22 protein-coding genes are annotated in these 23676 nt (G+C 42.4%); 2 read left to right on the plus strand and 20 right to left on the minus strand.

Going from position 1 to position 23676, the window contains the following annotated elements; genetic code table 11:
• Nucleotides 1-5: 5 nt before the first annotated feature.
• The 3 genes from sdaAB to ACIQYG_RS15995 all read right to left on the minus strand — a co-directional run bounded on the left by sdaAB (nt 6) and on the right by ACIQYG_RS15995 (nt 2926).
• Complete coding sequence (sdaAB, locus tag ACIQYG_RS15985) at nt 6-668, minus strand: L-serine ammonia-lyase, iron-sulfur-dependent subunit beta (protein WP_098371044.1); 663 nt, start codon at nt 666-668, stop codon at nt 6-8.
• 207 nt (nt 669-875) lie between these two features.
• Nucleotides 876-2546, minus strand: a complete 1671-nt coding sequence (locus ACIQYG_RS15990) for a DAK2 domain-containing protein (protein ID WP_402839590.1) — start codon at nt 2544-2546, stop codon at nt 876-878.
• A 17-nt stretch (nt 2547-2563) separates the two neighbouring features.
• Nucleotides 2564-2926: an Asp23/Gls24 family envelope stress response protein gene (locus ACIQYG_RS15995; RefSeq protein WP_048684651.1), complete on the minus strand. Its 363-nt coding sequence runs from the start codon at nt 2924-2926 to the stop codon at nt 2564-2566.
• A gap of 252 nt (nt 2927-3178) precedes the next feature.
• On the opposite strand from ACIQYG_RS15995, the gene rpmB reads away from it, so the two are divergent.
• Nucleotides 3179-3367 (plus strand): 50S ribosomal protein L28, encoded by a 189-nt coding sequence (gene rpmB / locus ACIQYG_RS16000; protein ID WP_034313767.1) that lies wholly within the window; start codon nt 3179-3181, stop codon nt 3365-3367.
• Nucleotides 3368-3552: 185 nt separating this feature from the next.
• Here the strand turns inward: rpmB and spoVM are convergent, their stop codons facing one another.
• From spoVM to ACIQYG_RS16085, 17 genes are all read right to left on the minus strand, one after another.
• Nucleotides 3553-3633, minus strand: coding sequence for a stage V sporulation protein SpoVM (gene spoVM, locus ACIQYG_RS16005; protein WP_034313769.1), 81 nt, complete (start codon nt 3631-3633; stop codon nt 3553-3555).
• 122 nt (nt 3634-3755) lie between these two features.
• The gene (locus tag ACIQYG_RS16010) at nt 3756-4409 is read right to left on the minus strand and encodes a thiamine diphosphokinase (RefSeq protein WP_402839593.1); all 654 of its coding nucleotides are present in this window, start codon (nt 4407-4409) and stop codon (nt 3756-3758) included.
• Between the two features lie 102 nt (nt 4410-4511).
• Nucleotides 4512-5159 (minus strand): ribulose-phosphate 3-epimerase, encoded by a 648-nt coding sequence (rpe, locus tag ACIQYG_RS16015; protein ID WP_402839596.1) that lies wholly within the window; start codon nt 5157-5159, stop codon nt 4512-4514.
• Between the two features lies 1 nt (nt 5160).
• Entirely contained in the window at nt 5161-6042 is an 882-nt protein-coding gene (rsgA, locus tag ACIQYG_RS16020; protein WP_402839599.1) for a ribosome small subunit-dependent GTPase A, read from the minus strand.
• A 23-nt stretch (nt 6043-6065) separates the two neighbouring features.
• The gene (gene pknB, locus ACIQYG_RS16025) at nt 6066-8099 is read right to left on the minus strand and encodes a Stk1 family PASTA domain-containing Ser/Thr kinase (RefSeq protein WP_402839602.1); all 2034 of its coding nucleotides are present in this window, start codon (nt 8097-8099) and stop codon (nt 6066-6068) included.
• Nucleotides 8100-8104: 5 nt separating this feature from the next.
• The gene (locus tag ACIQYG_RS16030) at nt 8105-8854 is read right to left on the minus strand and encodes a Stp1/IreP family PP2C-type Ser/Thr phosphatase (RefSeq protein ID WP_063596293.1); all 750 of its coding nucleotides are present in this window, start codon (nt 8852-8854) and stop codon (nt 8105-8107) included.
• Nucleotides 8855-8858: 4 nt separating this feature from the next.
• Entirely contained in the window at nt 8859-9953 is a 1095-nt protein-coding gene (gene rlmN / locus ACIQYG_RS16035) for a dual-specificity RNA methyltransferase RlmN (protein ID WP_402839607.1), read from the minus strand.
• On the minus strand, nt 9953-11305 hold the full coding sequence (gene rsmB, locus ACIQYG_RS16040; protein ID WP_402839610.1) for a 16S rRNA (cytosine(967)-C(5))-methyltransferase RsmB: 1353 nt from the start codon (nt 11303-11305) through the stop codon (nt 9953-9955). The genes rlmN and rsmB overlap by 1 nt, the downstream gene beginning before the upstream one ends.
• Nucleotides 11292-12251, minus strand: a complete 960-nt coding sequence (gene fmt / locus ACIQYG_RS16045) for a methionyl-tRNA formyltransferase (RefSeq protein WP_402839612.1) — start codon at nt 12249-12251, stop codon at nt 11292-11294. The genes rsmB and fmt overlap by 14 nt, the downstream gene beginning before the upstream one ends.
• The gene (gene def / locus ACIQYG_RS16050) at nt 12248-12733 is read right to left on the minus strand and encodes a peptide deformylase (protein ID WP_402839615.1); all 486 of its coding nucleotides are present in this window, start codon (nt 12731-12733) and stop codon (nt 12248-12250) included. Before def ends, fmt begins: the two co-directional genes overlap by 4 nt.
• A gap of 95 nt (nt 12734-12828) precedes the next feature.
• Nucleotides 12829-15240, minus strand: coding sequence for a primosomal protein N' (priA, locus tag ACIQYG_RS16055; protein ID WP_402839617.1), 2412 nt, complete (start codon nt 15238-15240; stop codon nt 12829-12831).
• Between the two features lie 6 nt (nt 15241-15246).
• Nucleotides 15247-16455, minus strand: a complete 1209-nt coding sequence (gene coaBC / locus ACIQYG_RS16060; protein ID WP_402839620.1) for a bifunctional phosphopantothenoylcysteine decarboxylase/phosphopantothenate--cysteine ligase CoaBC — start codon at nt 16453-16455, stop codon at nt 15247-15249.
• Nucleotides 16456-16676: 221 nt separating this feature from the next.
• On the minus strand, nt 16677-16880 hold the full coding sequence (gene rpoZ, locus ACIQYG_RS16065; protein WP_076366615.1) for a DNA-directed RNA polymerase subunit omega: 204 nt from the start codon (nt 16878-16880) through the stop codon (nt 16677-16679).
• A 3-nt stretch (nt 16881-16883) separates the two neighbouring features.
• A complete protein-coding gene (gmk, locus tag ACIQYG_RS16070; RefSeq protein WP_034313809.1) occupies nt 16884-17498 on the minus strand; it encodes a guanylate kinase in 615 nt (204 codons plus the stop codon).
• Between the two features lie 10 nt (nt 17499-17508).
• A complete protein-coding gene (remA, locus tag ACIQYG_RS16075) occupies nt 17509-17772 on the minus strand; it encodes an extracellular matrix/biofilm regulator RemA (protein WP_034313813.1) in 264 nt (87 codons plus the stop codon).
• Nucleotides 17773-17825: 53 nt separating this feature from the next.
• Complete coding sequence (locus tag ACIQYG_RS16080; RefSeq protein WP_402839626.1) at nt 17826-18701, minus strand: YicC/YloC family endoribonuclease; 876 nt, start codon at nt 18699-18701, stop codon at nt 17826-17828.
• A 156-nt stretch (nt 18702-18857) separates the two neighbouring features.
• The gene (locus ACIQYG_RS16085; RefSeq protein ID WP_402839768.1) at nt 18858-21536 is read right to left on the minus strand and encodes a calcium-translocating P-type ATPase, SERCA-type; all 2679 of its coding nucleotides are present in this window, start codon (nt 21534-21536) and stop codon (nt 18858-18860) included.
• Nucleotides 21537-21948: 412 nt separating this feature from the next.
• On the opposite strand from ACIQYG_RS16085, the gene ACIQYG_RS16090 reads away from it, so the two are divergent.
• Entirely contained in the window at nt 21949-23670 is a 1722-nt protein-coding gene (locus ACIQYG_RS16090) for an Rqc2 family fibronectin-binding protein (protein WP_402839629.1), read from the plus strand.
• The last annotated feature ends 6 nt before the right edge of the window (nt 23671-23676 follow it).

Raw genomic sequence — 23676 nt, forward strand, 5'->3', positions numbered from 1 at the left:
CTCTATCAATCCACAATCCTTGCTACTTGAGTGATGTTGGGGAGTGCTGTAATTTCAGCGATGACATGATCCTCCAGGTTATGGTCCACTTCGATCGTCATCAAGGCCATCTTCCCTTTCTCTTTTCGGGAGACCTCCATTTGGCCAATATTGATTTGATGCTTGGCTAATATGTTTGAAACATTGGCAATGGCACCAAATCGATCATCATGAACGACGAGTATGGCAGGGTTGTGCCCGGACAGCCTCAATTTAAACCCGTTCAATTCGACGATTTCGATTTTTCCCCCGCCAATCGATATTCCGACAAGTTCCAGTTCACCATCATCATCACCAACTGTTATTTTTGCTGTATTTGGATGTTCCGGTACCGCCTCTTCTTCTCGAAATGTAATTTTCATTTTCTTTTTGCGTGCTAATTCCAGCGATTCTTTGATTCTCTCATCAAATGTATCAAAATCAAGTAAGCCTCCTACAATGGCTACATCCGTTCCATGGCCTTTATAGGTTTTGGCAAACGATCCGTAAAAAGAAATATGGGCCCATTTCGGTTCCCGGTCGAATAAATTCCTGGCAACCCTACCGATCCTTGCAGCTCCTGCTGTATGGGAACTAGAGGGGCCGATCATAACAGGACCAATTATATCGAATACACTTCTAAATTTCATGATTAGCTCCTCCTTCTATTCACTGGGAGTCAGTTTAATAATAAAGCCTGATATATTGTAATTACAATTATGCTGTCCATAATCCTTCTTTTCATAAAAATAAAACTGCATAGCCTAATGACATATGCAGTTTATTGCCTTTTATATTTTTCGGGATCCTCCAAACATTGTGACGAATAGGTCTCCCTTATCTTCATGGTTCTCTACTTATTCAATTGAAAAAATGAAAGAATATAAAGGTTGTTTCCCATTATGGACTTCAACTTCAACGTCTTCGAAATTCTCATTACAAAACACAACAAGGCTCTCGACATCTTCAGCAGTGGCATCTTCGCCATATAAAATGGTAAGGATTTCTGAATCTTCGTCAATCATATCGGAGAGAAGATCTTGTGCCGCTTTAGTCATGTCTTTATCCTTCACCTTGATGGTGCCTTCAGCAATTCCCATGAAGTCCCCGGTCTCGATTGCAAGACCGTCAATGTTGGTATCCCGGACAGCATAAGTAATCTGGCCCGTTTTCACATGCGAAAGGGCTTCGATCATCGCTTTTTTATTCTCTTCGGCATCAAGTGAAGGGTTGAAAGCCAACAATGCAGCCATTCCCTGTGGTACTGTTTTCGTTGGAATGACAGTCACATGATCCCCAAGTACATCTGCAGCCTGATTGGCCGCCATGATGATATTTTTATTGTTGGGCAAGATGATCACATGATCTGCATATGCCCCTTCGACAGCTTTAACGATATCTTCCGTGCTAGGATTCATCGTTTGCCCGCCTTCGATGACGGACTTAGCGCCGATGCTTTTGAATAATTCGCTGATGCCAGACCCCATCGCCACTGACACTACAGCGTACTTCTCTTTGGTGGACGGTTTAGTTTGAAGCGGTGTATTCGTCTCACCTACAATCGCAGTATGCTGTTCACGCATATTATCGATTTTCATTTTTATTAAACTACCATATTGCTGTCCATAATTCAGGCACGTGCCAGGCTGTTCAGAGTGAATATGTACTTTAACGACTTCATCATCTGAGATGACTAGTAAAGAATCTCCGTATTCACTTAAATCATTTCTGAATTTTTCTTCATCAAATGATTTATTGGCAAGTTTTTCACTTTCCAATCGGACCATGAATTCCGTACAGTAGCCATACACGATATCTTCCGTGTTCATATGCCCTTGTACATTCATGTGATGTTCGGCACTGATCATGTCATCCATGCTTGGACCATTTGCAGATCGGACTGGAAGGGCTTCACCTTTCAGTTCAGCAAGGAAACCTTCATATACGAACACCAACCCTTGCCCGCCGCTATCTACGACTCCCACTTCTTTTAAGACTGGAAGAAGATCAGGTGTGCGTTTTAATGAAGCATTGGCCTCCGTAACGATTTCTTCCATTACCTGAATAAGGTCTATATGCTTTGCTGCTGATGAAACCGCTTGCTTGGCTGCATCTTTGGCAACCGTTAAAATGGTTCCTTCAACAGGTTTCATAACGGCTTTATAAGCTGTCTGAACCCCTGCTTCAAAAGCTTGGGCAAATTCTTCACTATTGATTTCCGATTTATGTTCAATCGCTTTAGCAAAACCGCGGAACAGTTGCGAAAGGATAACTCCCGAATTGCCGCGTGCACCCATTAGCAGTCCTCTTGAAAGGGACGCACCCACTTTCCCGATGTGTTCCTGGACGTTATTTTGCACTTCCTTCGCTCCCGAAGTCATCGATAAATTCATATTCGTTCCTGTATCTCCATCCGGAACAGGGAAAACATTCAACGCATCAACCATTTGGGCATTAGCCGCTAAATGGTTGGCACCTTGAATGATCATTTCTGCAAAGCGCTTACCGTTCAAACTTGTAATTGACACAAACTTTCCTCCTATACTTAAGGGTTCGTCACACGAACTCCCTGTACAAAAATGTTAACGGAATCAACAGCTAATCCTACAGTTTTGTCCAGAGTGTACTTTACCTTTGATTGCACATTATGTGCAACTTCCGAGATTTTCGTTCCATAACTTACGATAATATACATATCGATATGAACTTCTTCCTCTTCTTGACGGACAATTACACCCTTAGTAAAGTTTTCTTTTCTTAGAATTTCGGCAATGCCGTCTTTAAATTGTTTTTTGGAAGCCATTCCTATAATTCCGTAGCAATCCACGGCTGCGCCGCCTGCTACAGTAGCGATAACATCATTAGAGATATCAATTTGTCCATACTTCGTTTGTAATTCGATAGACATTTTCTTTTCCCTCCCAAAAATCAAATCAACTAAAGACATTTTACTATAATGTCTTTGGTTTTAAAAGTAAATGTCTTACGGTACTCTATATAATTCAATTTTGAAGTATGTATGTCAAGGTTTTTTTCTTGAAAGTAATTAACTGAAGTATTGCATTCTAACGGTAGGTATGATAAATTATTAAAGTATTTTACAAAGACTTAAGACGACTGCGAAAAACTTAAGCTTGTTGTAGTTAGGAGGGAATTTGACATGGCACGTAAATGTGTAATCACTGGAAGAAGAACTCGTTCTGGTAACAGCCGCTCTCACGCAATGAACGCTAGCAAGCGTACATGGGGCGCTAACCTTCAAAAAGTACGTATTTTAGTTGACGGTAAACCTAAACGTGTATACGTTTCTGCAAGAGCTCTTAAATCGGGCAAAGTAGAACGCGTATAATGTTACGGCATCCTCTTAGGATGCCTTTTTACTTGTAATGGCCGGTATTTAATGGGGATGGTTTCAATCTTTGATCAGTTCTAGTCTGCATCAAGAAAGGATGCCTTCACCCATTAATGGATGGCCGCCCTTTTTACCGAAAAATAACACCTCCCTTAATTTGAGAGGTGTCATGGAGATAAGTATCAGCCTTTTTTAAACGCTCCGAGCATAGCCCTTACCAAACTGCCCAGAACTTTTGGCAATTTAATCGTATAAAATTTCATCATGCCCCTCCTCTTTGCATCCCACAATTAAAGATGAAGTGGAATTTTTCTATTACAACATAAGCTTTTAAGCGGATATAGGATGATCGTAATTATATCCGAATCTGCTCTAAGCATGAATTTTAATCACTGCTTCTTATCACCATTAATATGCCTTTCTCAAATGAAACATTCCCAGATTCGGAAATTAGTTCATTGCTGATGCAAAGCGTCGAACCTATTTCCAAGCTTGCATCGTCCAGCGGATATTTGAAACCCGAAAGTGTAATGCCGGTGACTTCAGCCGTTACGGGGAGCAATGACAAATATTTCTTATCTTTCAAATCAGTGACCTCATATGAACCTGCTGTCTTTACTGTGATTATATTTTGCCGATCGACTATGTATATATCCATATCGCCATGATGAGGGAGGACACTTTCTTTTTGGAGCAGCTGGATATTCCCGAGAAAATGGTCCATTCTTCCCCCTGTTGCGCCCAGAATGTGAATTTCTCTTGGCTTTTGCCCTATTGCCCATTTAAATGCGATCTCTAAATCCGTTTCATCCTTTTCCGAAGAATATAGATTGATTTGTTCCAGCTTTTGCTCAATCTTCTGGTATTCATCTTCCGAAACTGAATCAAAATCCCCAAAACCGTACTTAGGTTCGATACCTTTTTCAAGCAGAGACCATACTCCTCTGTCAACCCCGACCCAAAGATCTGTCTTCTCCTTATACCATGTCAGATCCGGCCAAAAACATTCCGGACCTCCAGCCATTATACTGATAATCATCGAAATCATCCTTTTCCATATATAATCATATCCAAGGTGTCCTAGTTTAATTGATGAAAAAAGCCGATCACCATCATACGAATATGATAGTGTCGGCTTATATCACTTTCCCCGAATCTTTTGAATCGCTGCGTGTCGATCTTCCTGATTATATATTGCCGAGCCGGCCACCAGGATTGTCGCCCCTTGTTCAATACATAGTTTAGCCGTTTCTTCATTTACTCCACCATCAATCTCTATTTCGAGATTTTGATTATACTTTCCTGCCATCGCCTTCACTTCGGCAATTTTGGGCAGAACGGATTTAATGAACTTTTGGCCGCCAAAACCCGGATTGACCGTCATCAACAATACCATGTCAATATCTTCGATTATAGGTTGTATCAAGGAAGCCGGAGTGGCTGGATTAAGCACCACGCCTGCCTTTACACCAAAAGATTTAATCAATTGAACCGTCCGATGCAAATGTGTGCAGGCCTCGACATGTACAGTAATATAATCGGCTCCCGCTTTCGCAAAGGCCTCGATATAACGATCAGGTTGTTCGATCATTAAATGAACATCAAGCGGAAGCTTCGTTACTGGGCGGATAGCATCAACAATTAGTGAGCCTATCGTTATATTCGGCACGAAATGCCCATCCATGACATCCACATGGATCAAATCCGCTCCGCCCCTTTCCACATCAAGAATTTCTTCTCCCAATTTTGCAAAGTCAGCTGATAAAATGGATGGTGCGATTTTAACCATTTTAATACCTCGGCTTTCTATCTCTTATTTCTTCTAAGAATTGCATATAATGCTCATATCGATAACGTGGGATTTCCCCGGAATCAACCGCTTCCTTCACTGCACATTTCGGTTCTTTATCGTGCAGACAGGCCCTGAATTTACAGTCTTCCCCATGCTTATGCATTTCCGGGAAGCAATAGGATAGCCGTTCAGCTTCCATTTCCATGAATTCAAGTGAACTGAACCCTGGAGTATCCGCGACAAGTCCAGAGCCAATATGAATCAACTCAACGTGCCGGGTCGTATGCTTCCCGCGTCCCAGGTGTGAAGAAATATCATCCGTCTTTAAAGCCAATTCTGGATTGATTGCATTCAGCAAAGACGATTTCCCAACCCCGGACTGACCGGCAAATACACTGGTTTTTCCTTCTAAATACGGCACTAATTCTTCAATTCCTCCAGCGGTAACTGAAGATGTCTCAAGTACAGTATAGCCAAGTTTCTGATAGTCCTTGATATACTGAGACAATTTCTTTTGGTTATCGGCTGTAACCAAGTCCAGTTTCGTCACGACGATAATCGGTTCGATTTCGTTATCCTCGATCAATACAAGAAATCGATCAAGCAAGGCTGGACTGAAATCAGGTTCTACTGCTGAAAAGACAAGGATCGCCTGATCTACATTCGAGATTTGCGGACGAATCAATTCATTCTTTCGCGGTTTTATTTCGGTCACGGTCCCGTCCGTTTTATTTTCCGCTTCAAAAACCACATAATCACCTACAAGGGGCGTTACCTTATTCTTCCTGAACACACCCCGTCCGCGGCATTGATAGACCTCTTCACCATCAAGCACATAATAAAATCCACTTAATGCTTTGATAATTTTTCCTTCGGGCATAACCACACTCCTAATTCTTAGATTTATTCTGGATATGAAACGGCTTGGTCGATGATGACCTGATTGTCCCGCATGACTTTATATCCTGCTTTCTTATCCGGGGAAACCGTTAATTCGATCGTTCTCTTGGCATCTTCCACGATAAAGAATGTTTCTTTAGGCTCAGTCATGCTATTGTTGATATCCTCGATGAAAATTTGGATTTTTTGCGCTTTGCCTGGCTCAACCGGATCATACTCGATTTTGACTTCCTCCGTTACACTCTTGGGAGGAATTTCTTCTTTCCCTTTTGAAATGACCACTTTCACTGTACTGCCCTTTTCCACCTTCGTATCAGGTTCGGGTGACTGGGAAATGACTAGCCCCTCTGCCACGGAATCGTGATAGATTTCTTCTTCGACATCAATCTTTATTCCACTTTCGCTTGAATAATCATTAAGGCCAGCTTCATTGAACCCCGTTAAGTTCTTCAAACTCAGCAGATCTTCCCCTTTACTGACCGTCAGCTCAAGCTCCGTTTCGGATGGTACGACTTCAGTGGCACCCGAAGGCGATTGATCTATGATCGTGCCGGCTGCACTGTCATCATATTTTTCAGTCACGCTTATGTTTTTGAATCCCATTTTATCAAGCAGGGATTTAACATCTGAGTAATCTCGACCTTCATAGCTGGACAATGAAATCGTCTCTTTACCAACGCTTTGATAAATATCGATTTCTGCGCCTTCCTTCACCGTCTTACCTTCCTTAGGGTTGGTTTTGATAACAAGACCAGCTTCAACCTCTTCATCTTCAATCTCGATCGTATCTCCAATGACCAAATCCAATTCAAGCAATTCAGTAATGGCGTCATCCAATTCTTCCCCTTTAAGGTCAGGGATCGTCACTTCCTTCGAGACAAGGAGGGGAGGTAAAACAGTGACAGATAAAACAGCAAGCAGTGCGAGAACTAAAAAGGTGGACACCAAGATTGCAGGCATGTTCTTTCGTTTTTTACCTTTGTGTTCCGACTTGTTTTTTTGTTTTTTCTGTTTCTTTTGTTTCTTCTGTTTCTTTTTCGATTTACTCTCTGCTTCTGATTCACTTTCCTCATCGTCCGCATAAACTAAAGTATTTTTTTCAGGACCCCTTATGATTGTCTCATCGATGCTTGAAAGCTGATCATCCGTAATGACAGGGATGGCTTTTGTTGCATCATGGTCTTCGGGAATCGCAAAAGGCAGTTCATTTGAACGCTCCGGATTAAGTGACGTCCGTATATCATCTTCCATCGAGTCCACGCTCTCATAGCGGTAATATGAATCTTTGGCTGTCGCTTTCAAGATAATATTTTCCACACTCTGGGGTATTTCAGAGTTCCAGCGTTTTGGCGAAGGAGTTTCCGATTGTAAATGTTTAAGAGCTATCGACACGGCTGATTCACCCGAAAAAGGCAATCTCCCCGTCAACAATTCAAACATGACGATGCCAAGTGAATAAATGTCCGATTTCTTATTTGCCATACCGCCTCTGGCCTGTTCCGGAGATAAATAATGTACCGAGCCCAAGACTGCGTTGGTTTGCGTTATGTTTGTTGCACTTAGGGCCAATGCAATGCCAAAGTCCGTAATCTTGACGGTTCCTTCTTTATCAATCAAAATGTTCTGTGGCTTGATGTCACGGTGGATGATCCCATTATGATGGGCATGGGAAATCGCTGCCGTGATTTGCCTCATGATATCCAAAGCTTCATCAACTGGGATTGGATAATATTTTTGTATGTATTGCTTAAGTGTAAAACCGTCAACGTATTCCATTACAATATAATAGATGGAATCTTCTTCACCAACATCATAAATGCTTACGATATTGGGATGGGCCAAACTGGTTGCCGATTGGGCTTCCCGATTGAAGCGCTTGATGAACTCTTCGTCATTATTAAAATCCATGCGAAGTATTTTCAATGCAACATCCCTATCCAAGATCATATCCCTTGCAAGGTAAACATTCGCCATACCGCCGCCGCCGACCATCTCGATCAGTTTATAACGGCCGTTGATTCTTCTACCAATCAACATTCAATTCACCTGCTTTCACTTTCTTCAGTAAATTGAACAAGCACAAGGGTGATATTATCTTCCCCACCGTAGTGATTGGCCTTATCTATTAATGAATTCGCCTTTTCTTCAAGTGACTGTGCATTGGTTACCGTTTCTTCCAGTTCCAGTTCACTCACTTTATTCGTCAATCCATCCGAACAAAGCAATAGTAAATCATTTTCTTCGAAGATGACCGTCATAATGTCCATTTCCACTTGCATTTCTGTCCCCAAGGCTCGTAATAAAACATTTTTCCGTGGATGGTTTTCGGCATCTTCTTTCGAAATCTGACCGGAACGGACCAATTCGTTAACGAGTGAGTGATCTTCCGTGACCTGCTTAAAACCGCTCTCATTATACAAATAACACCGGCTGTCCCCGATGTTGGCAATGGTGGCAAACTTGTCGGTGCAAATGGCCGCAACAATGGTGGTCCCCATGCCCTTACATTCCGTATTCGCTTCTGCATGTTCAAAAAGCAACTGATTGACCGTGAAGATTTGCTGCTTAAGCCAATCTTCGGCATCATTTGCCGTTTCGATTCCGTTGGATACTTCCCAGCCCTTTTTCAGAAGGTCTATCGTCATTGCACTGGCTACATCCCCGGCACGGTGGCCGCCCATGCCATCTGCAACGATGGCAAGGCGAACGCCTTCCGAGTTCTTAAAGATTCCGCCATTATCTTCATTGTGCTGGCGGACTTTTCCACGGTCTGTCTTAAATATTGCCCTCATAGGGTCACCTCGTCTCTTCTTTACGCTCCTTGGCCCGAAGCTGGCCGCAGGCTGCGTCAATATCACTGCCTTGTTCCCTTCGGATCGTTACATTAATGCCGCGCTTCTTCAATGTTTTTTCAAACTCAAAAATTTGGTCCCGAGGTGTTCGTACATAGTTGCGTTCCGGTACATAGTTAACCGGTATTAAGTTTACATGGCATTTTATCCCTTTTATTAAAGCTGCTAATTCTTCAGCGTGCTCCACTGTATCATTTTCGCCACCGAATAGACCATATTCAAAACTTACACGACGACCTGTTTTTTCTGTATAGTATTTGATGGCTTCAATCAAGTCTGGAAGTTTGTAGGCCTTATTGATCGGCATCAATTTACTTCTCAATTCCGTATTCGGTGCATGAAGGGAAACAGCAAAGTTTATTTGCATGCTTTCTTCGGCAAACTTATAGATTTTAGGAATGATTCCACTTGTGGAAACGGTAATATGACGCGCCCCGATGTTCAAGCCCTTTTCATGGTTTATATTCTTCAAGAATGACATCATATTATCGTAGTTATCAAACGGTTCACCGATTCCCATGATGACGACAGAACTAACACGTTCATCCGATTCATCAAGTGCTTGCTGAACTTTAACGACCTGGGCAACAATTTCCCCTGATTCAAGATTCCGCTTTAAACCGCCTAGTGTCGACGCACAGAATGTACAGCCAATTCTGCACCCTACCTGCGTTGTCACGCAAATGGAGTTTCCATATTCATGACGCATCAGCACCGTTTCAATCGAATATCCATCATGGAGTTCAAATAAAAACTTCATCGTTCCGTCATTGGACGTTTGCTGAATTAAAGTCTTCAATGTAGTGAAGGTGAATTGTGACTCCAACTTATCACGTAGTGATTTCGAGAGGTTGGACATATCTTCAAAGCTGGAGACACGCTTTTTATAAAGCCAGTCATATACTTGATCGGCCCGGAATGCCTTCTCTCCATTTTGAATAAGCCATTCTTTAATTTGGTGAAGCTCCAATGAGTAGATCGATGGTTTTTCTGGTGTCGTGTCTTTTCTTACTCTAGATGATTTAGTGATTTCTGCCATTACAGCACCTTCTTTCTAAAACTCGCAATAAAGAATCCGTCACTGCTAAAATATTGCGGAAAAACTTGCAGCGTATGACCCTCGATATATGGCTGAACGCTTTCAGGCATTCTTGTGGACAAGGTTGCATCGCTTTCAAAATCCGGATGGCTTTCCAAAAATGCTGCAGCGACTTTATCATTTTCTTCTTTATCCACCGTACAGGTACTATATACTAACCGTCCGCCTTGCTTAACAAGCGGGGCAGCCGATTCCAATAATTGTTTTTGTATACTTGAGAGTTTCATTATATCATCTTTTGTTTTAGTATACTTTACATCTGGCTTCCGGCGCATTACTCCCAACCCGGAACATGGTGCATCGATCAAGATCCTGTCAAACCCTTCCTTATTAAAGTGCTCTTGCACTTTTCTGCTATCAAGGGCCATTGTCTTTATATTGTTTCTGAGTTTCAGGCGCTCCGCCTGCTCTTTAATGAGCTTGACCTTATGCTCATGAAGGTCGAGCGCATATACTTGTCCTGTGGTCAAGCCTTCTGCGATATGTGTCGTTTTCCCTCCAGGTGCAGCACAGCAATCGAGCACAGCATCATTTTCATTCGCACCCAATGCATGGGCAACAAGCATTGAACTCTCGTCCTGAATCGATAAATACCCCATTTTATAGCTTTCTGAATGAGCAAGATTCCCTTTATAGCTGACGATTGCTTCGGGAACGACTTCACTTGCTTCAACATCATATCCTTCTTCCGTTAATATGCTGATCAGTTCACGGCGTGAAATCTTCTTTAGATTAACCCGTCCTGTCTGTAATGGCGCAGTTAAGTTGATTTCACACATTTCCTTGGTTTTTTCATAACCAAATTGCTCTACCCAACGCTGGACCAGCCAAATAGGATGACTTACTTCTATGGAAAGCCGTTCCAGATCATCTTTAATTTCCCCTAAAGAAGGAACACCATTTCTTTGAATATTACGAAGCACACCATTGACCATCGAAGATGTACCCTTGTGCCCGCGCTTTTTGGAAATTTCGACAGCCTCGAAAATGATTGCATGGTCAGGCACTTTATCTAAATAGACCATTTGGTAAACGGAAAGTCTAAGTAAATTGATGACCCAGCTTTGCGTTTTTTTAGGTTGTTTAATATACGGGTTCAAAAAATAATCCAAAGTCATTTTCCGCTGGATGGTACCGTAGCTTATTTCTGTAAGCAAACCACTGTCCACGACGGATAACTGGTGCTTTTTAATCAAGTTGTTCAATAATAGGTTACTGTAAGATTGGTTTTTCTCTACAGATTCCAAAATATCGAGAGCGATTTCACGTACTCCCTTTTTAGTTTGCTTCATTCTGTTCTCCTAACTTCATGCCTGCTTTAATGAACGATCCAGCTCCGCGCAAGTAATCTTTCGCTGGCATTTTTTTCTTTCCTGAAGGCTGCAGTTCTGTTACTAGTATTGCCGTCTCATTGCCTGTCGAAACGATGAAACCATCATTTTGTACATCGATGACCGTGCCCGGCAAGGCCTGTTTGCCATCTTCAATTTTCTTTACTTGCCAAACTTTCATAATGGAACCGTCTAAGGTTGTATAAGCAACAGGCCAAGGATTCAGGCCGCGTACATGGTTATAGATGTCTTCCCCTGATTTCGACCAGTCGATTTTTTCCTCCGACCGTTTGATGTTAGGCGCAAAAGATGCTTTAGCATCATCTTGCTTGATTGCCTGTAACTCTTCATTTATAAGTTTTGGAAGTGTCTCCGCAAGTAAATCCGATCCTATCTTGCTTAATTTATCATGCAGTGTACCAACATTGTCTTCTTCCTCTATAGTAACTTCCGCCTGAGTCAATATATCACCGGCATCCAATTTTTCCGCCATATACATTATGGTTATCCCAGTCTTTTCTTTCCCCTGTAAAATGGAATAATGAATAGGCGCCCCTCCACGCAGTTCAGGAAGCAGGGAGGCATGTACATTAATACAGCCGTACTTAGGGGCATCCAACAATTCATTCGGAAGGATTTGTCCGAAAGCCGCCGTCACCACTAAGTCAGCATTCAATGCAATGATTTTTTCAAGTTCTTCTTTTTCACGGATTTTTTCAGGCTGATAAACGGGTATCCCATGCTTTTCGGCTTCGACTTTAACTGGCGGCGGCGTTAGCACCTTTTTTCGGCCTACTGGACGATCGGGCTGTGTGACAACGGCGATCACATCATACCCTTCATCTATGATTCTTTTCAAGACCGGCACTGAAAAGTCCGGTGTACCCATAAAAATTATTTTTGTCATTCTTCTCCATACCTTTCTAACTCTTCTTCCGAAATATACCGGGAAACCTTACTTGTAAATAAAATTCCTTGCAGATGATCGATTTCGTGTAGAAGGGCCCTTGCAAGGAAATCCTCCGCTTCTATCTCGAAATAAGATCCTTTTCGGTCTTGTGCCCGGACTTTGACACGGTAAGGACGTGATACTTCACCATATAAACTCGGGAAGCTCAAGCATCCTTCAACACCTGTCTGTTCGCCTTCCAATTCCAGCACTTCCGGATTAATCAGTTCGATTGCACCTGATCCTTCCTCTATTTCAACGACGGCCACTTGCTTTTTAACGCCAATTTGAGGTGCTGCAAGTCCAACGCCATCCGCCTCCACCATCGTTTCATACATGTTATTTAACAGCTTTGCCAACTTTTTATCAAAACTTGTTACTTTATCGCATTTTTGTTGTAAAATTTTTTCAGGAAACAAAACAATCGGTAAAATAGCCAAAATTAAAGGTACCCTCCTAGATATGAAAAACAACACTTCATTATATAAAAACGCAAGCTGTAACAGCTCGCGGTAATCATCCATCTCTTAAATAATTACATCATGATCTGTGGATTTAAATCTATTGAAATCTGCAGATGATTCTGAGCGGTTTCTTTTTGGTAATGCTCTAAAAGTGTGCGTAAATGCTGATTCAGGTCCGGCTCTCGTTTGTATTTTATCAGACATTGATAGCGATATCTATTGTTGATTCGGCTAATGGGCGAAGCAACCGGACCTAGTACGATAGAATCCCGATTCAATCGCGAGCCTAAATAATTGGTGATTTTCTCAGTAACACTCACCGTCTTCATTAAGTCTTCATGTGAAACGGTTATAAGGACAACATAATAATATGGAGGGTAATGACTTTGCCTCCTTAGATGCATCTCCCGTTCATAAAAAGCATCATAATCCTGCAGGGCAGAAAGCTCGATGCTATAGTGCTCAGGCGTATAGGTTTGGATGACCACCTCACCCGGAAGCTGATGACGTCCCGCCCTTCCGCTGACCTGTGTCAGCAGCTGAAATGTCTTTTCCGAAGAACGGAAATCAGGTAGATGCAGCATTGTATCGGCTGAAAGGACTCCAACAAGAGTGATATTAGGAAAATCAAGACCCTTGGCTATCATTTGGGTACCTAGCAATATATCGGCCTTTCCTTCACCAAAGGCATTCAGCAATCGCTCATGTGAACCCTTCTTACTCGTCGTGTCAACATCCATTCGTATGACCCTTGCTTCCGGGAGAATTTTTGCAAGTTCTTCTTCAACCTTTTGAGTGCCTGTTCCGAAGAACCTTATATGTTCACTTTCACATTCAGGGCAAACGGAAGGCATTCCCTCTTCAAACCCACAATAATGGCATTTCATTATATCATTAAAGCGATGATATGTGAGTGAAATGTCACAATTAGGGCAGTTGATGACCAATCCGCAGCTTCGGCACATCACAAAGGAAGAATGCCCCCTTTTATTTAGCATCAGGACTGTTTGCTCCCCCTTATCAAGCCGGTCTTTCAGCTTGGTGAAGAGCAGCTCCGAAAACATGGAACGATTTCCAGTTCTTAGTTCTTCCCTCATATCTACAATATCCACTGCTGGCAACGCATTTTTATTCATCCTCTGGCTAAGGGTCAATAATTTATAGACATTTTTCTTGGCTCGCGCAAAAGATTCAAGTGTAGGTGTGGCGCTGCCAAGAATAACCGGGCAACCATATGATTTTGCTCTTTCGATGGCAACATCCCTCGCGTGGTACCTTGGCGTTTCTTCTTGCTTATAACTGGATTCATGCTCTTCATCAATGATGACCAGACCCAGGTTTTCAAAAGGAGCAAACACGGCGGAACGCGCCCCCACCACCACTTTTACTTCTTTACGGTGAATTTTCCGCCATTCATCATATTTTTCACCTACGGATAAACCGCTATGCATGACAGCTACCTGCTCCCCAAATCGTTCCTTAAACCTCTTCACCGTCTGTGGCGTTAAGGAGATTTCAGGTACAAGCATGATGGCTTCCTTCCCTTTTTCAATGACAGAGGCAATTGCCTGCAGATACACTTCCGTCTTCCCGCTGCCGGTTACACCATATAGAAGGAATACATCATGTTCATCATGATGTATTTTCTCTTGGATAGGCTTCAATGCAGCTGTTTGTTCAGCTGTTAGTGTAAAGGGAATGGATTTTTCGAACACACGGTTCTCATAAGGATCACGGTATATTTCTTGATCCATTTCAGCCAAGGCCCCTTTTGACACTAGGGATTTGACGGTACCGCTTGATGTGTTCATCAATTCAAGCAATTCTTTTAACGGAATGGGTTCTTGATGTTCAATAAAGTATTGAAGGAGTTCCTGTTGTTTTTTTGCATGGCTGGATATGGCTGATGCCATTTCTTTCAGTTCCTTAGGGGAAAGCAAAGATTTAATGACACGGACCGTCTTCTTGTTAAGTCGGTTTTTCACATTATATACGAGCTCAAGATTGCCATTTTGCATTTCCTTTTGGAAGAGGGAGGCATTCTCCCCTTCAATCACATCTTTCCAAGATATTGAATCATTTTTTCCGAAAAGGTTTTGAATGAAGGGAGGGAGCTGACCCTCTTTATCTTCAACGACTTTAATAACTTTTTCATACTTTGCTTTCATCGCTGCCGGAAGCATGGCCTGTAGCGCTGAAATTTTAAAACACATCGCCTTTTTGGTCAACCAGTCACCGAGCTGAAGCAATTCATCATTAAGGATGGGCTCCAAATCCATCGGTTCCTTTATAAAGCGCAATTTCGCAAAATCGCTTTTAGCTTTTAAACCTGTGACGAACCCCTGCACCATTCTTGGACCGAATGGGACGATGACTCTCATTCCGGGCTTGATGACTTGGTTCCACTTTTCAGGGATGCGATAGTCGAATTCTCGATCCGTTTGTTTAGCAGGTACATCCACGATGACGGATGCTATATCCATAAGATATCATTCCTTTTGCATGCGAGATACTTCTGCCAGGATGCTTTTAGCTATATCCGCTTTACTCATTTTTGGAAGTTCGGTCGCACTTCCATTTTTATCGTAAATGGTCACGATGTTCGTATCCGTTCCAAATCCTGCCCCTGCGACGGTAACATTATTGGCAACGATCATATCTGCATTCTTTTTGACTAATTTTCCTCTTGCGTATTCTTCAACGTTGTTCGTTTCAGCCGCAAAGCCAACCAAAATCTGATGAGTTTTATTTTCACCGAGTTCCTTAAGGATATCCTTTGTCCGTTCAAATTCAATCACATTTTCCCCTGGCTGCTTTTTCATCTTTTGAGTATGATAAATCTTCGGTTTATAGTCCGCCACTGCAGCCGTCATGATTACGACGTCAATGGTATCGAACTGATCAAATACCGCATCATACATATCTGCTGCTGATTCCACTGGTATTACTCTAGCCTCGGGAGGTGGCGTCAAGTTCACTGGGCCAGTAATCAAAGTCACCTCAGCGCCCATTTCAATTGCCTCTTCGGCAAGGGCATAGCCCATTTTGCCGCTGGAATGATTCGTCACGTAACGCACCGGATCAATCGCTTCACGTGTCGGTCCTGCCGTTATCAAATATTTCTTTCCTTTAAGAGGCTGTTGCTGTGATTTGCGTTCACCGAAATATCGATTAAGGTGTTCTACGATTGTTTCAGGTTCCTCCAATCGCCCTTTTCCTACATATCCGCAGGCCAAATACCCTTCACCCGGTTCAATGAATTGGTATCCAAACGACCGAAGTGTCTCCATATTTTTCTGAACCGCTGGATGCGCGTACATGTGCACGTTCATTGCCGGCGCAACCCAAACAGGTGCTTCCGTTGCCAATAGTGTGGTAGTGATCATATCATCCGCGATTCCATTGGCTACTTTGCCAATGACATTGGCTGTAGCTGGAGCCAAAAGGATGATATCAGCCCAATCAGCCAAGTCGATGTGGGCAATGACTGAAGAATCCTTCTCATCAAAAGTATCTGTGTACACATCATTTCTCGAAAGTGCTTGAAAGGTGAGCGGCGTCACGAACTTACGTGCCGATTCACTCATGATCACTTTAACATGAGCACCTTCCTGAGTTAATTTACTTGTCAGGGCAGCAGCCTTATATACAGCAATCCCGCCGGTGACACAAAGAAGTACTTTTTTATCGATAAGCATGCAAATTTCCCCTAACTGTACATTCTATTTTTTCTAATTATGACGGAAAACCGAAGAAATTTCATTCGAAATGCGCAATAACCAATGGATTCCCCCATTAATTTAAAAAAATCAAAACAAACAGGCCTGACACCTTGGCCGCAGGAAGGAAGCACTTTCCAAATGTAACGCTCCTGTTTGCTTTAGGGTGTCAGGCCCGATAGGTCAAGCTCTGTGTTTTCTTAGTTTTCCTCGTAAGAATTATCGTAAGTCAATTTACCGGAATGAATTTCTTCAAGGGCACGACCTACCGCTTTATGGGAAACCGGTTTTACAAGGCAATTATCTTTAATTTGCATTTCCCTGGCGCGTTTAGCTGCCACCGATACAAGTGAGTATTTAGAATCGATTTTTAGTAATAGAGAATCAATTGATGGATATAACATGATTTATTCCGCCTCCAACATTTTTTTATATAAAACTGCAACTCTTTCCCGACGGCAATGCTCGGCAATTACAATTGCATTAATTCTAGCACATGCTGCATCCACATGATCATTTTCAACAACATAATCGTACAGATCCATAAGTTCTATTTCTTCCTTGGCCACTTTCATCCGGCCTTTTATCGCTTCCTCCGTCTCGGTTCCGCGAGTAACGATGCGGCTTTCGAGTTCAGTCAAACTCGGAGGAGCAAGGAAAATGAAAAGTCCTTCAGGGAATTTCTCCCGGACCTGTTTAGCTCCTTGAACTTCTATTTCCAGAAATACATCTTTTCCGGAATCGATTGTTTCACGGACATAATCCACGGGTGTTCCATAATAATTACCGACGAACTCAGCATATTCCAGCAATTTGCCTTCTTCAATCAGTGCTTCGAATTCCTCGCGTTTTTTGAAGAAATAGTCCACTCCGTCCACTTCACCATGGCGAGGCAGCCTTGTCGTCATCGAAATTGAATATTCGAATGCCGTTCCTGGCTGAGAAAAAATCGCCTTCCTAACAGTTCCTTTACCAACACCGGATGGTCCGGACAAAACGATTAATAAACCTTTTTCTCTCATATTGTTTCAGTTACCCCTCTTCTACGCTGTCATCTCTATCTTGAAGCCGTGCGGCAACCGTTTCCGGTTGAACGGCAGATAAGATAACATGGTCGCTGTCTGTAATTATAACGGCCCTAGTTCTTCTACCATATGTAGCATCTATTAAGGATCCGCGATCTCGGGCGTCTTGGATAATCCTTTTGATCGGAGCCGATTCAGGGCTCACGATGGATACAATCCGGTTCGCGGAAACGATATTCCCAAAACCAATATTAATGAGCTTAATTGACATTTTTGTCCCCCATTCATATCTATTGTCACCTTGTTAGGTTCATCATAAACCGACTACTCGATATTTTGAACCTGTTCCTTCAATTTTTCAAGCAAACTTTTCATTTCCACCACTTCTTTGGTAATGGCCGAATCATTTGCCTTTGATCCAATCGTATTGACTTCCCTATTCATTTCCTGAACAAGGAAGTCAAGTTTCCTTCCAATTGGTTCACTATGGGTAAGGGTCCTTGAAAATTGCTGTACATGGCTATCGAGTCTGGTAAGTTCTTCATTTATATCACATTTATCAGCAAAAATTGCCGCTTCTGTCACAATGCGGCTATCTTCTATCAATCCATCAGTCAACTCGCCCAGTTTGATTTCCAACCGGGCTTTATATTTTTCGACGACTGAAGGTGCATGCATCTTGACCCCTGCTACAATCTCACCAAACTTTTCAAGCTGGCGTTTCATGTCCAAGGCAAGTTCTTGACCTTCCAGATTCCGCATTTTTTTCAAATTTTCCAATGCCCCCGTGACAGCCTTCATTAACAGGGATTCCAAATCGTCAGGAACGGCGGGTACTTCTTCCGTCATGAAAATCGATTCAAGTTGCAGCATATCCTGTAATGTAATTGAACTTTCCAGATTGTATTTTCCCTTGACTTCATCCATCAATCCCACATATTGATCAGCAAGATCCCAATCGATCTTCACCTTTTTGGAAACAAGGCTCTCACCTTCCACTGTAATGAAGATTTCCACCCGTCCCCTTCTTATGTATTGATTCGCCTTCTTCTTCACCTTTTCTTCCAAAACCAAAAGCTGGCGCGGCATTCGAATCATATATTCACAAAAACGATGGTTCACGGTCTTGATTTCAGCAAAAACCCTGACCTGTTCGTTTTCCGCTTCTTCTCTTCCATAGCCCGTCATACTGGTAACCATGGTTCCACATCCTATCAAAACATAATGTAGTAATTTGGCCTTAAACATTCATTATATATTAGCTAAAGAACAAAAACTTTAGCTCACAAATAAAATACTACAAAAATAAAAAGGCAATAGAGCAAGACTCTACCACCTTAAAGATTATATCATATATCATTGTGCTTTTCTTGCTAAAAAGGTTCCAGCCAGTAAAAAAGTTGGAATGGATGCCATTCCTATTACTAATAACCAATCCCTGCCCGAAATCGGTACCGTATGAAAGATTGTTTGTAAAGGCTGCACATACATGACGGCTACCATCAATAATAGGGAGGATATCACCGCCCCCACTAGATAAAGGTTACCGAATGGATTTCTCGAGAAGATCGAACGTTCACTTCGGCAATCGAATACATGTATAAGCTGAGCCAGGACCAAGGTAGCGAACGCAATCGTTTGTGCATAAGCAAGGTTATCCGGATTTGCACGATATACAACATAAAATGCAATCAATGTAGAAACCCCGATCAGAAAACCACGTGAGATGATCTTCCAGCCAAGCCCTCTTCCAAAAACACCTTCATTAGCATTTCTTGGATTTCTTTTCATTACATCTTCTTCTGCGGAATCCAGGCCCAATGCCATCGCAGGCAGTCCGTCAGTTACAAGGTTCACGAATAAGATCTGGATTGGTATCAAAGGTAATGGCAAGGCACATAGCATCGCAAAAAACATGACCAAAATCTCCCCAACATTGGATGCTAGCAGATAACGGATGAACTTCCTGATGTTTTCATAAATATTCCTGCCTTCATTTATGGCTGATTTAATTGTGGCAAAATTATCGTCAACCAATATCAAGGAAGAAGCTTCCTTAGCGACATCAGTCCCCGTGATGCCCATGGATATACCAATATCGGCTGATTTTATCGCAGGGGCATCATTGACACCATCCCCTGTCATCGCAACAACATGCCCTTTATTTTGCAAGGCTTTTACGATTTTTAACTTATGTTCCGGGGAAACGCGGGCAAATACCGAAACACTTTCAACAACTTCCTCAAGTTCCCCGACTTCCATGTCCGCCAATTGCCGTCCTTCAAGTACACGGTCTTTTCCTTTTAAAATTCCGAGGTCTTTAGCAATTGCCTTTGCGGTTATTACATGGTCGCCTGTAATCATGACAGTTTTGATCCCGGCATCCCGGCATTCCTTAACTGCCTGCTTCACCTCCGGACGCGGGGGATCGATCATGCCCTGCAGTCCCATGAAGGTCAAATTGCGCTCTGCTTCGGTTTCATGCAGCAAAATCGTTCCTTTTGAAAGAGGTTTATAACCCACAGCAATCATTCTAAGTGCCTGCGATGCAAGCCCATTCATGTCCTGTTGCACCCTTTCCTTACTCTCCCGATTTAATATTTCCGACCTTCCTTCCCAAAGAATCGTGTCGGACTGGGCGATCAATACGTCCGGGGCACCTTTTACGATAACGAAATGATTATCTTTATCATCCTTCACTATGACACTCATCATTTTGCGGCTAGAGTCAAATGGAAACTCCTTCACTATCGTAAACCTCTTAGATAGGTGTTCCCTCGTCAATCCCGCTTTCATTGCCGCGACCAACATCGCCCCTTCTGTCGGATCACCGTCTAAAATATATTGTTTACCATTCTCCTTTAACTCAGCTTTATTACAGAGCATGCCGAATGTAATTATTTGAAGCAAGGCATTATGGTTTTTCGGGGCAACTGAAACTCCTTCTAAAGAAAACTCTCCGACCGGATTGTAACCAGAACCACCGACATCCCAAGTTTTCCCCCCACTCCAAACCTTCGTCACCGTCATTTTGTTTTGTGTCAGTGTACCTGTCTTATCTGAACAAATCACCGTTGCACAGCCAAGCGTTTCTACGGCGGGAAGTTTACGGACAATCGCTTTTTGTTTGATCATACGCTGAACACCTAAAGACAAGGCTACGGTCACAATGGCCGGCAGGCCTTCCGGAATCGCCGCAACTGCCAAAGATACCCCGGCTAAAAACATCGTATAAAGGTCATGTCCTTGAATGACACCAGTCAGGACCACGATTACAGTTAATATTAAAGCCGTGACGATCAAAATTTTTCCCAGCTGCTCCAACCTCCGTTGAAGCGGTGTTTCTTTTGTTTCTGCGGTCTGCAGGAGATCCGCAATCTTCCCCATCGCCGTATTCATTCCTGTAGCGATTACGATTCCGACTCCATTCCCTCTTGTCACCATCGTTCCCATAAACGCCATATTTTCCTGATCACCGATACCTTCAACCTCATTCATCAATGGATCAGAACATTTAACGGCCGGGAGTGACTCGCCGGTAAGTGCCGACTCTTCTATTTCAAGGCTTGAATGGTCGATGATCCGTAAATCGGCACCAATACGGTCACCGCTCGAAAACTTCAGGATATCCCCTACAACAACTTCTCTCGATGGGATTTTCAGCCACTGGCCATCTCGAAGCACGTTAACTTGAGGTGCAGCCATTTCCTTTAAGGCATCCAAGGATTTTTCTGCCTTCCGTTCTTGAAAAAAACCAAGTAATCCATTCAAAAAAACAATCGCCATGATGGCAATCGCATCGATATATTCACCCAATATCCCGGAGACCAATGTCGCGGCAAGTAAAACAATGACCATGAAATCTTTGAATTGGGCGAAAAATAAAAGAATGGCTGACTGTTTTTCTCCTTCCTTCAATTCGTTAAAACCATTCTTTCGCAGCCTGTCCTTTACTTCATCATCGTCCAAACCGTGTGTAACGTTTGTTTGAAGCGCTTTCTCCATTTCTTGATTATTCATTTCCCTGAACTCCATCAAGTATCACACATCCCTTTGAATAGAATGAAATAGGCTCCTGTATACATCTCAACAGGCGCTTTTTGCTTTACTCACCCAACACCTGCCTGCTTACCGATACATAAAACAACCTGCTCTTCTTCCATGATTATTCAGACTCGTCCAAAATAATGCTATAATTAAACAGAATTGCGGAAAGAAGAACGATCCGGTTAATTTTTTGAATGAACGAACTGTAATCATGATGAATGGACCAATTTTGAATAAATATCAGGAAATAAAAAAAGAATCCATTCACTGAACTGCAACTCCTGCTTTCACCCAGTTCGCTAAAAATTGTGATTAACTAAAATGGGCAGCCCCGATCGATTTATAACGCCCGGCAAAAATGAGTTCTTAGAAAATCTTATGTAAAGGAAGTAAAAATAGAATGTCATTTGATGGATTATTTACGAAGGCGATGACGGAAGAAATCGCTTCTTTATTAAAAGGTGGACGAATCAATAAGGTACATCAGCCTTATAAAAATGAAGTAATACTGGTTGTTCGTGCTGGAGGTAAGAACCATAAGCTCTTATTATCAGCCCACCCAAGTTATTCGAGGGTTCAAATGACCGAAGAAAGTTATGAAAATCCCAAAGAGGCACCCATGTTCTGCATGCTTCTTAGGAAGCACCTCGAAGGTTATACGATAGAAAATATTTATCAATATGAACTTGATAGGATGATCATTTTTGAAGTGAAGGGCCGCAATGAGCTTGGCGATGTCTCTCAAAAGCAGTTAATCATCGAAATCATGGGGCGACATAGCAACATTGTTTTAGTCGATAAAGAACGAAATATGATTTTGGACAGCATTAAGCATGTATCACATGCCGTTAACAGTTATCGGGCGATATTGCCCGGCCAGGAATATAAGGCTCCACCCGCACAAGAAAAGAATGACCCCTTCGAGGCTACCGAGGACGATATCAGGAAGAACATTGACTTCAATGCAGGAAAGCTGGATCGACAGCTTGTTGCCCATTTTTCAGGAGTTTCACCATTAGTTGCAAAGGAAGCCGTCTACCGGGCTGGACTTGCCAACAGCACGACCCTTCCAACAGCTTTTTTAAAAATTATCCAAGAAATCTCGGAACAGAAATATGTTGCCACGATCAAACAAGATGGAAATAAAGAAGTTTTTTATATGCTTTCACTAGAGCATCTGACTGGGAATCAACGTACGTTTTCTTCATTGAGCGAAATGCTCGACCGCTATTACTTCGGAAAGGCAGAAAGAGATCGGGTTAAGCAAAAGAGCCAGGATGTAGAACGTTTCATTACTAATGAAATCGAAAAGAACTCAAAGAAAATCGGGAAGCTTGAACGTACATTAAAAGATACGGAACGCGGAGAACAATATCAGTTGTTCGGTGAGCTGCTTACAGCTAATCTATATCAGATGAAAAAAGGCATGAAGGAAATAGAAGTCGTCAATTATTATGATGAAGAACAAAGTGTGGTCACCATCCCGCTTGACCCATTAAAAAACCCATCAGATAATGCACAAAAATACTTCTCCAGATACCAAAAGTCCAAAAATGCAGTCGGAGTCGTCCAAGAACAAATCGAAAAAACAAAATTGGAATTGGCCTACTTCGAAGCCTTGCATCAGCAGCTCCAATCAGCGTCACCCAGAGATATAGAGGAGATTCGCGAAGAACTTCAGGAAGAAGGATACATTAGGCAAAAAAAGAAAAAAGGCATGAAAAAGCCTGCAAATGCAAAACCGCAGCTTGAAACATATTATGCTACAGACGGAGATCTCATTTTTGTCGGGAAGAATAATAAACAAAATGATTATTTAACGAATAAGTTTGCACGCCGTGATGAAATATGGCTTCATACGAAAGATATACCCGGCTCACATGTTGTGATTCGAAATGAAGCGCCAAGTGAAAAAACGATAAAAGAGGCAGCCGTATTAGCAGCTTTCTTCAGTAAAGCAAAGCAATCGAGTTCAGTGCCCGTTGATTTCACACAAGTTCGCCATGTTAAGAAACCGAACGGTTCCAAGCCCGGGTTCGTGATCTATGACCATCAGCAGACCATTTATATTACACCGGATGCCGATACTGTCATACGCTTAAAGGAAGCGGAGAAGGAGTAAAAAAAA

The organism is Peribacillus sp. NPDC096622 (assembly GCF_044762665.1).
Lineage (GTDB): Bacteria > Bacillota > Bacilli > Bacillales > DSM-1321 > Peribacillus > Peribacillus frigoritolerans_B.

Coding starts and splice junctions, on each gene's coding strand:
- sdaAB (WP_098371044.1), bottom strand. CDS start 668: ATGAAATTTAGAAGTGTATTCGATATAATTGGTCCTGTTATGATCGGC.
- ACIQYG_RS15995 (WP_048684651.1), bottom strand. CDS start 2,926: ATGTCTATCGAATTACAAACGAAGTATGGACAAATTGATATCTCTAAT.
- rpmB (WP_034313767.1), top strand. CDS start 3,179: ATGGCACGTAAATGTGTAATCACTGGAAGAAGAACTCGTTCTGGTAAC.
- spoVM (WP_034313769.1), bottom strand. CDS start 3,633: ATGAAATTTTATACGATTAAATTGCCAAAAGTTCTGGGCAGTTTGGTA.
- ACIQYG_RS16010 (WP_402839593.1), bottom strand. CDS start 4,409: ATGATTATCAGTATAATGGCTGGAGGTCCGGAATGTTTTTGGCCGGAT.
- rpe (WP_402839596.1), bottom strand. CDS start 5,159: ATGGTTAAAATCGCACCATCCATTTTATCAGCTGACTTTGCAAAATTG.
- rsgA (WP_402839599.1), bottom strand. CDS start 6,042: ATGCCCGAAGGAAAAATTATCAAAGCATTAAGTGGATTTTATTATGTG.
- pknB (WP_402839602.1), bottom strand. CDS start 8,099: ATGTTGATTGGTAGAAGAATCAACGGCCGTTATAAACTGATCGAGATG.
- ACIQYG_RS16030 (WP_063596293.1), bottom strand. CDS start 8,854: ATGAGGGCAATATTTAAGACAGACCGTGGAAAAGTCCGCCAGCACAAT.
- rlmN (WP_402839607.1), bottom strand. CDS start 9,953: ATGGCAGAAATCACTAAATCATCTAGAGTAAGAAAAGACACGACACCA.
- rsmB (WP_402839610.1), bottom strand. CDS start 11,305: ATGAAGCAAACTAAAAAGGGAGTACGTGAAATCGCTCTCGATATTTTG.
- fmt (WP_402839612.1), bottom strand. CDS start 12,251: ATGACAAAAATAATTTTTATGGGTACACCGGACTTTTCAGTGCCGGTC.
- priA (WP_402839617.1), bottom strand. CDS start 15,240: ATGGATATAGCATCCGTCATCGTGGATGTACCTGCTAAACAAACGGAT.
- coaBC (WP_402839620.1), bottom strand. CDS start 16,455: ATGCTTATCGATAAAAAAGTACTTCTTTGTGTCACCGGCGGGATTGCT.
- rpoZ (WP_076366615.1), bottom strand. CDS start 16,880: ATGTTATATCCATCAATTGATTCTCTATTACTAAAAATCGATTCTAAA.
- gmk (WP_034313809.1), bottom strand. CDS start 17,498: ATGAGAGAAAAAGGTTTATTAATCGTTTTGTCCGGACCATCCGGTGTT.
- remA (WP_034313813.1), bottom strand. CDS start 17,772: ATGTCAATTAAGCTCATTAATATTGGTTTTGGGAATATCGTTTCCGCG.
- ACIQYG_RS16080 (WP_402839626.1), bottom strand. CDS start 18,701: ATGGTTACCAGTATGACGGGCTATGGAAGAGAAGAAGCGGAAAACGAA.
- ACIQYG_RS16085 (WP_402839768.1), bottom strand. CDS start 21,536: ATGGAGTTCAGGGAAATGAATAATCAAGAAATGGAGAAAGCGCTTCAA.
- ACIQYG_RS16090 (WP_402839629.1), top strand. CDS start 21,949: ATGTCATTTGATGGATTATTTACGAAGGCGATGACGGAAGAAATCGCT.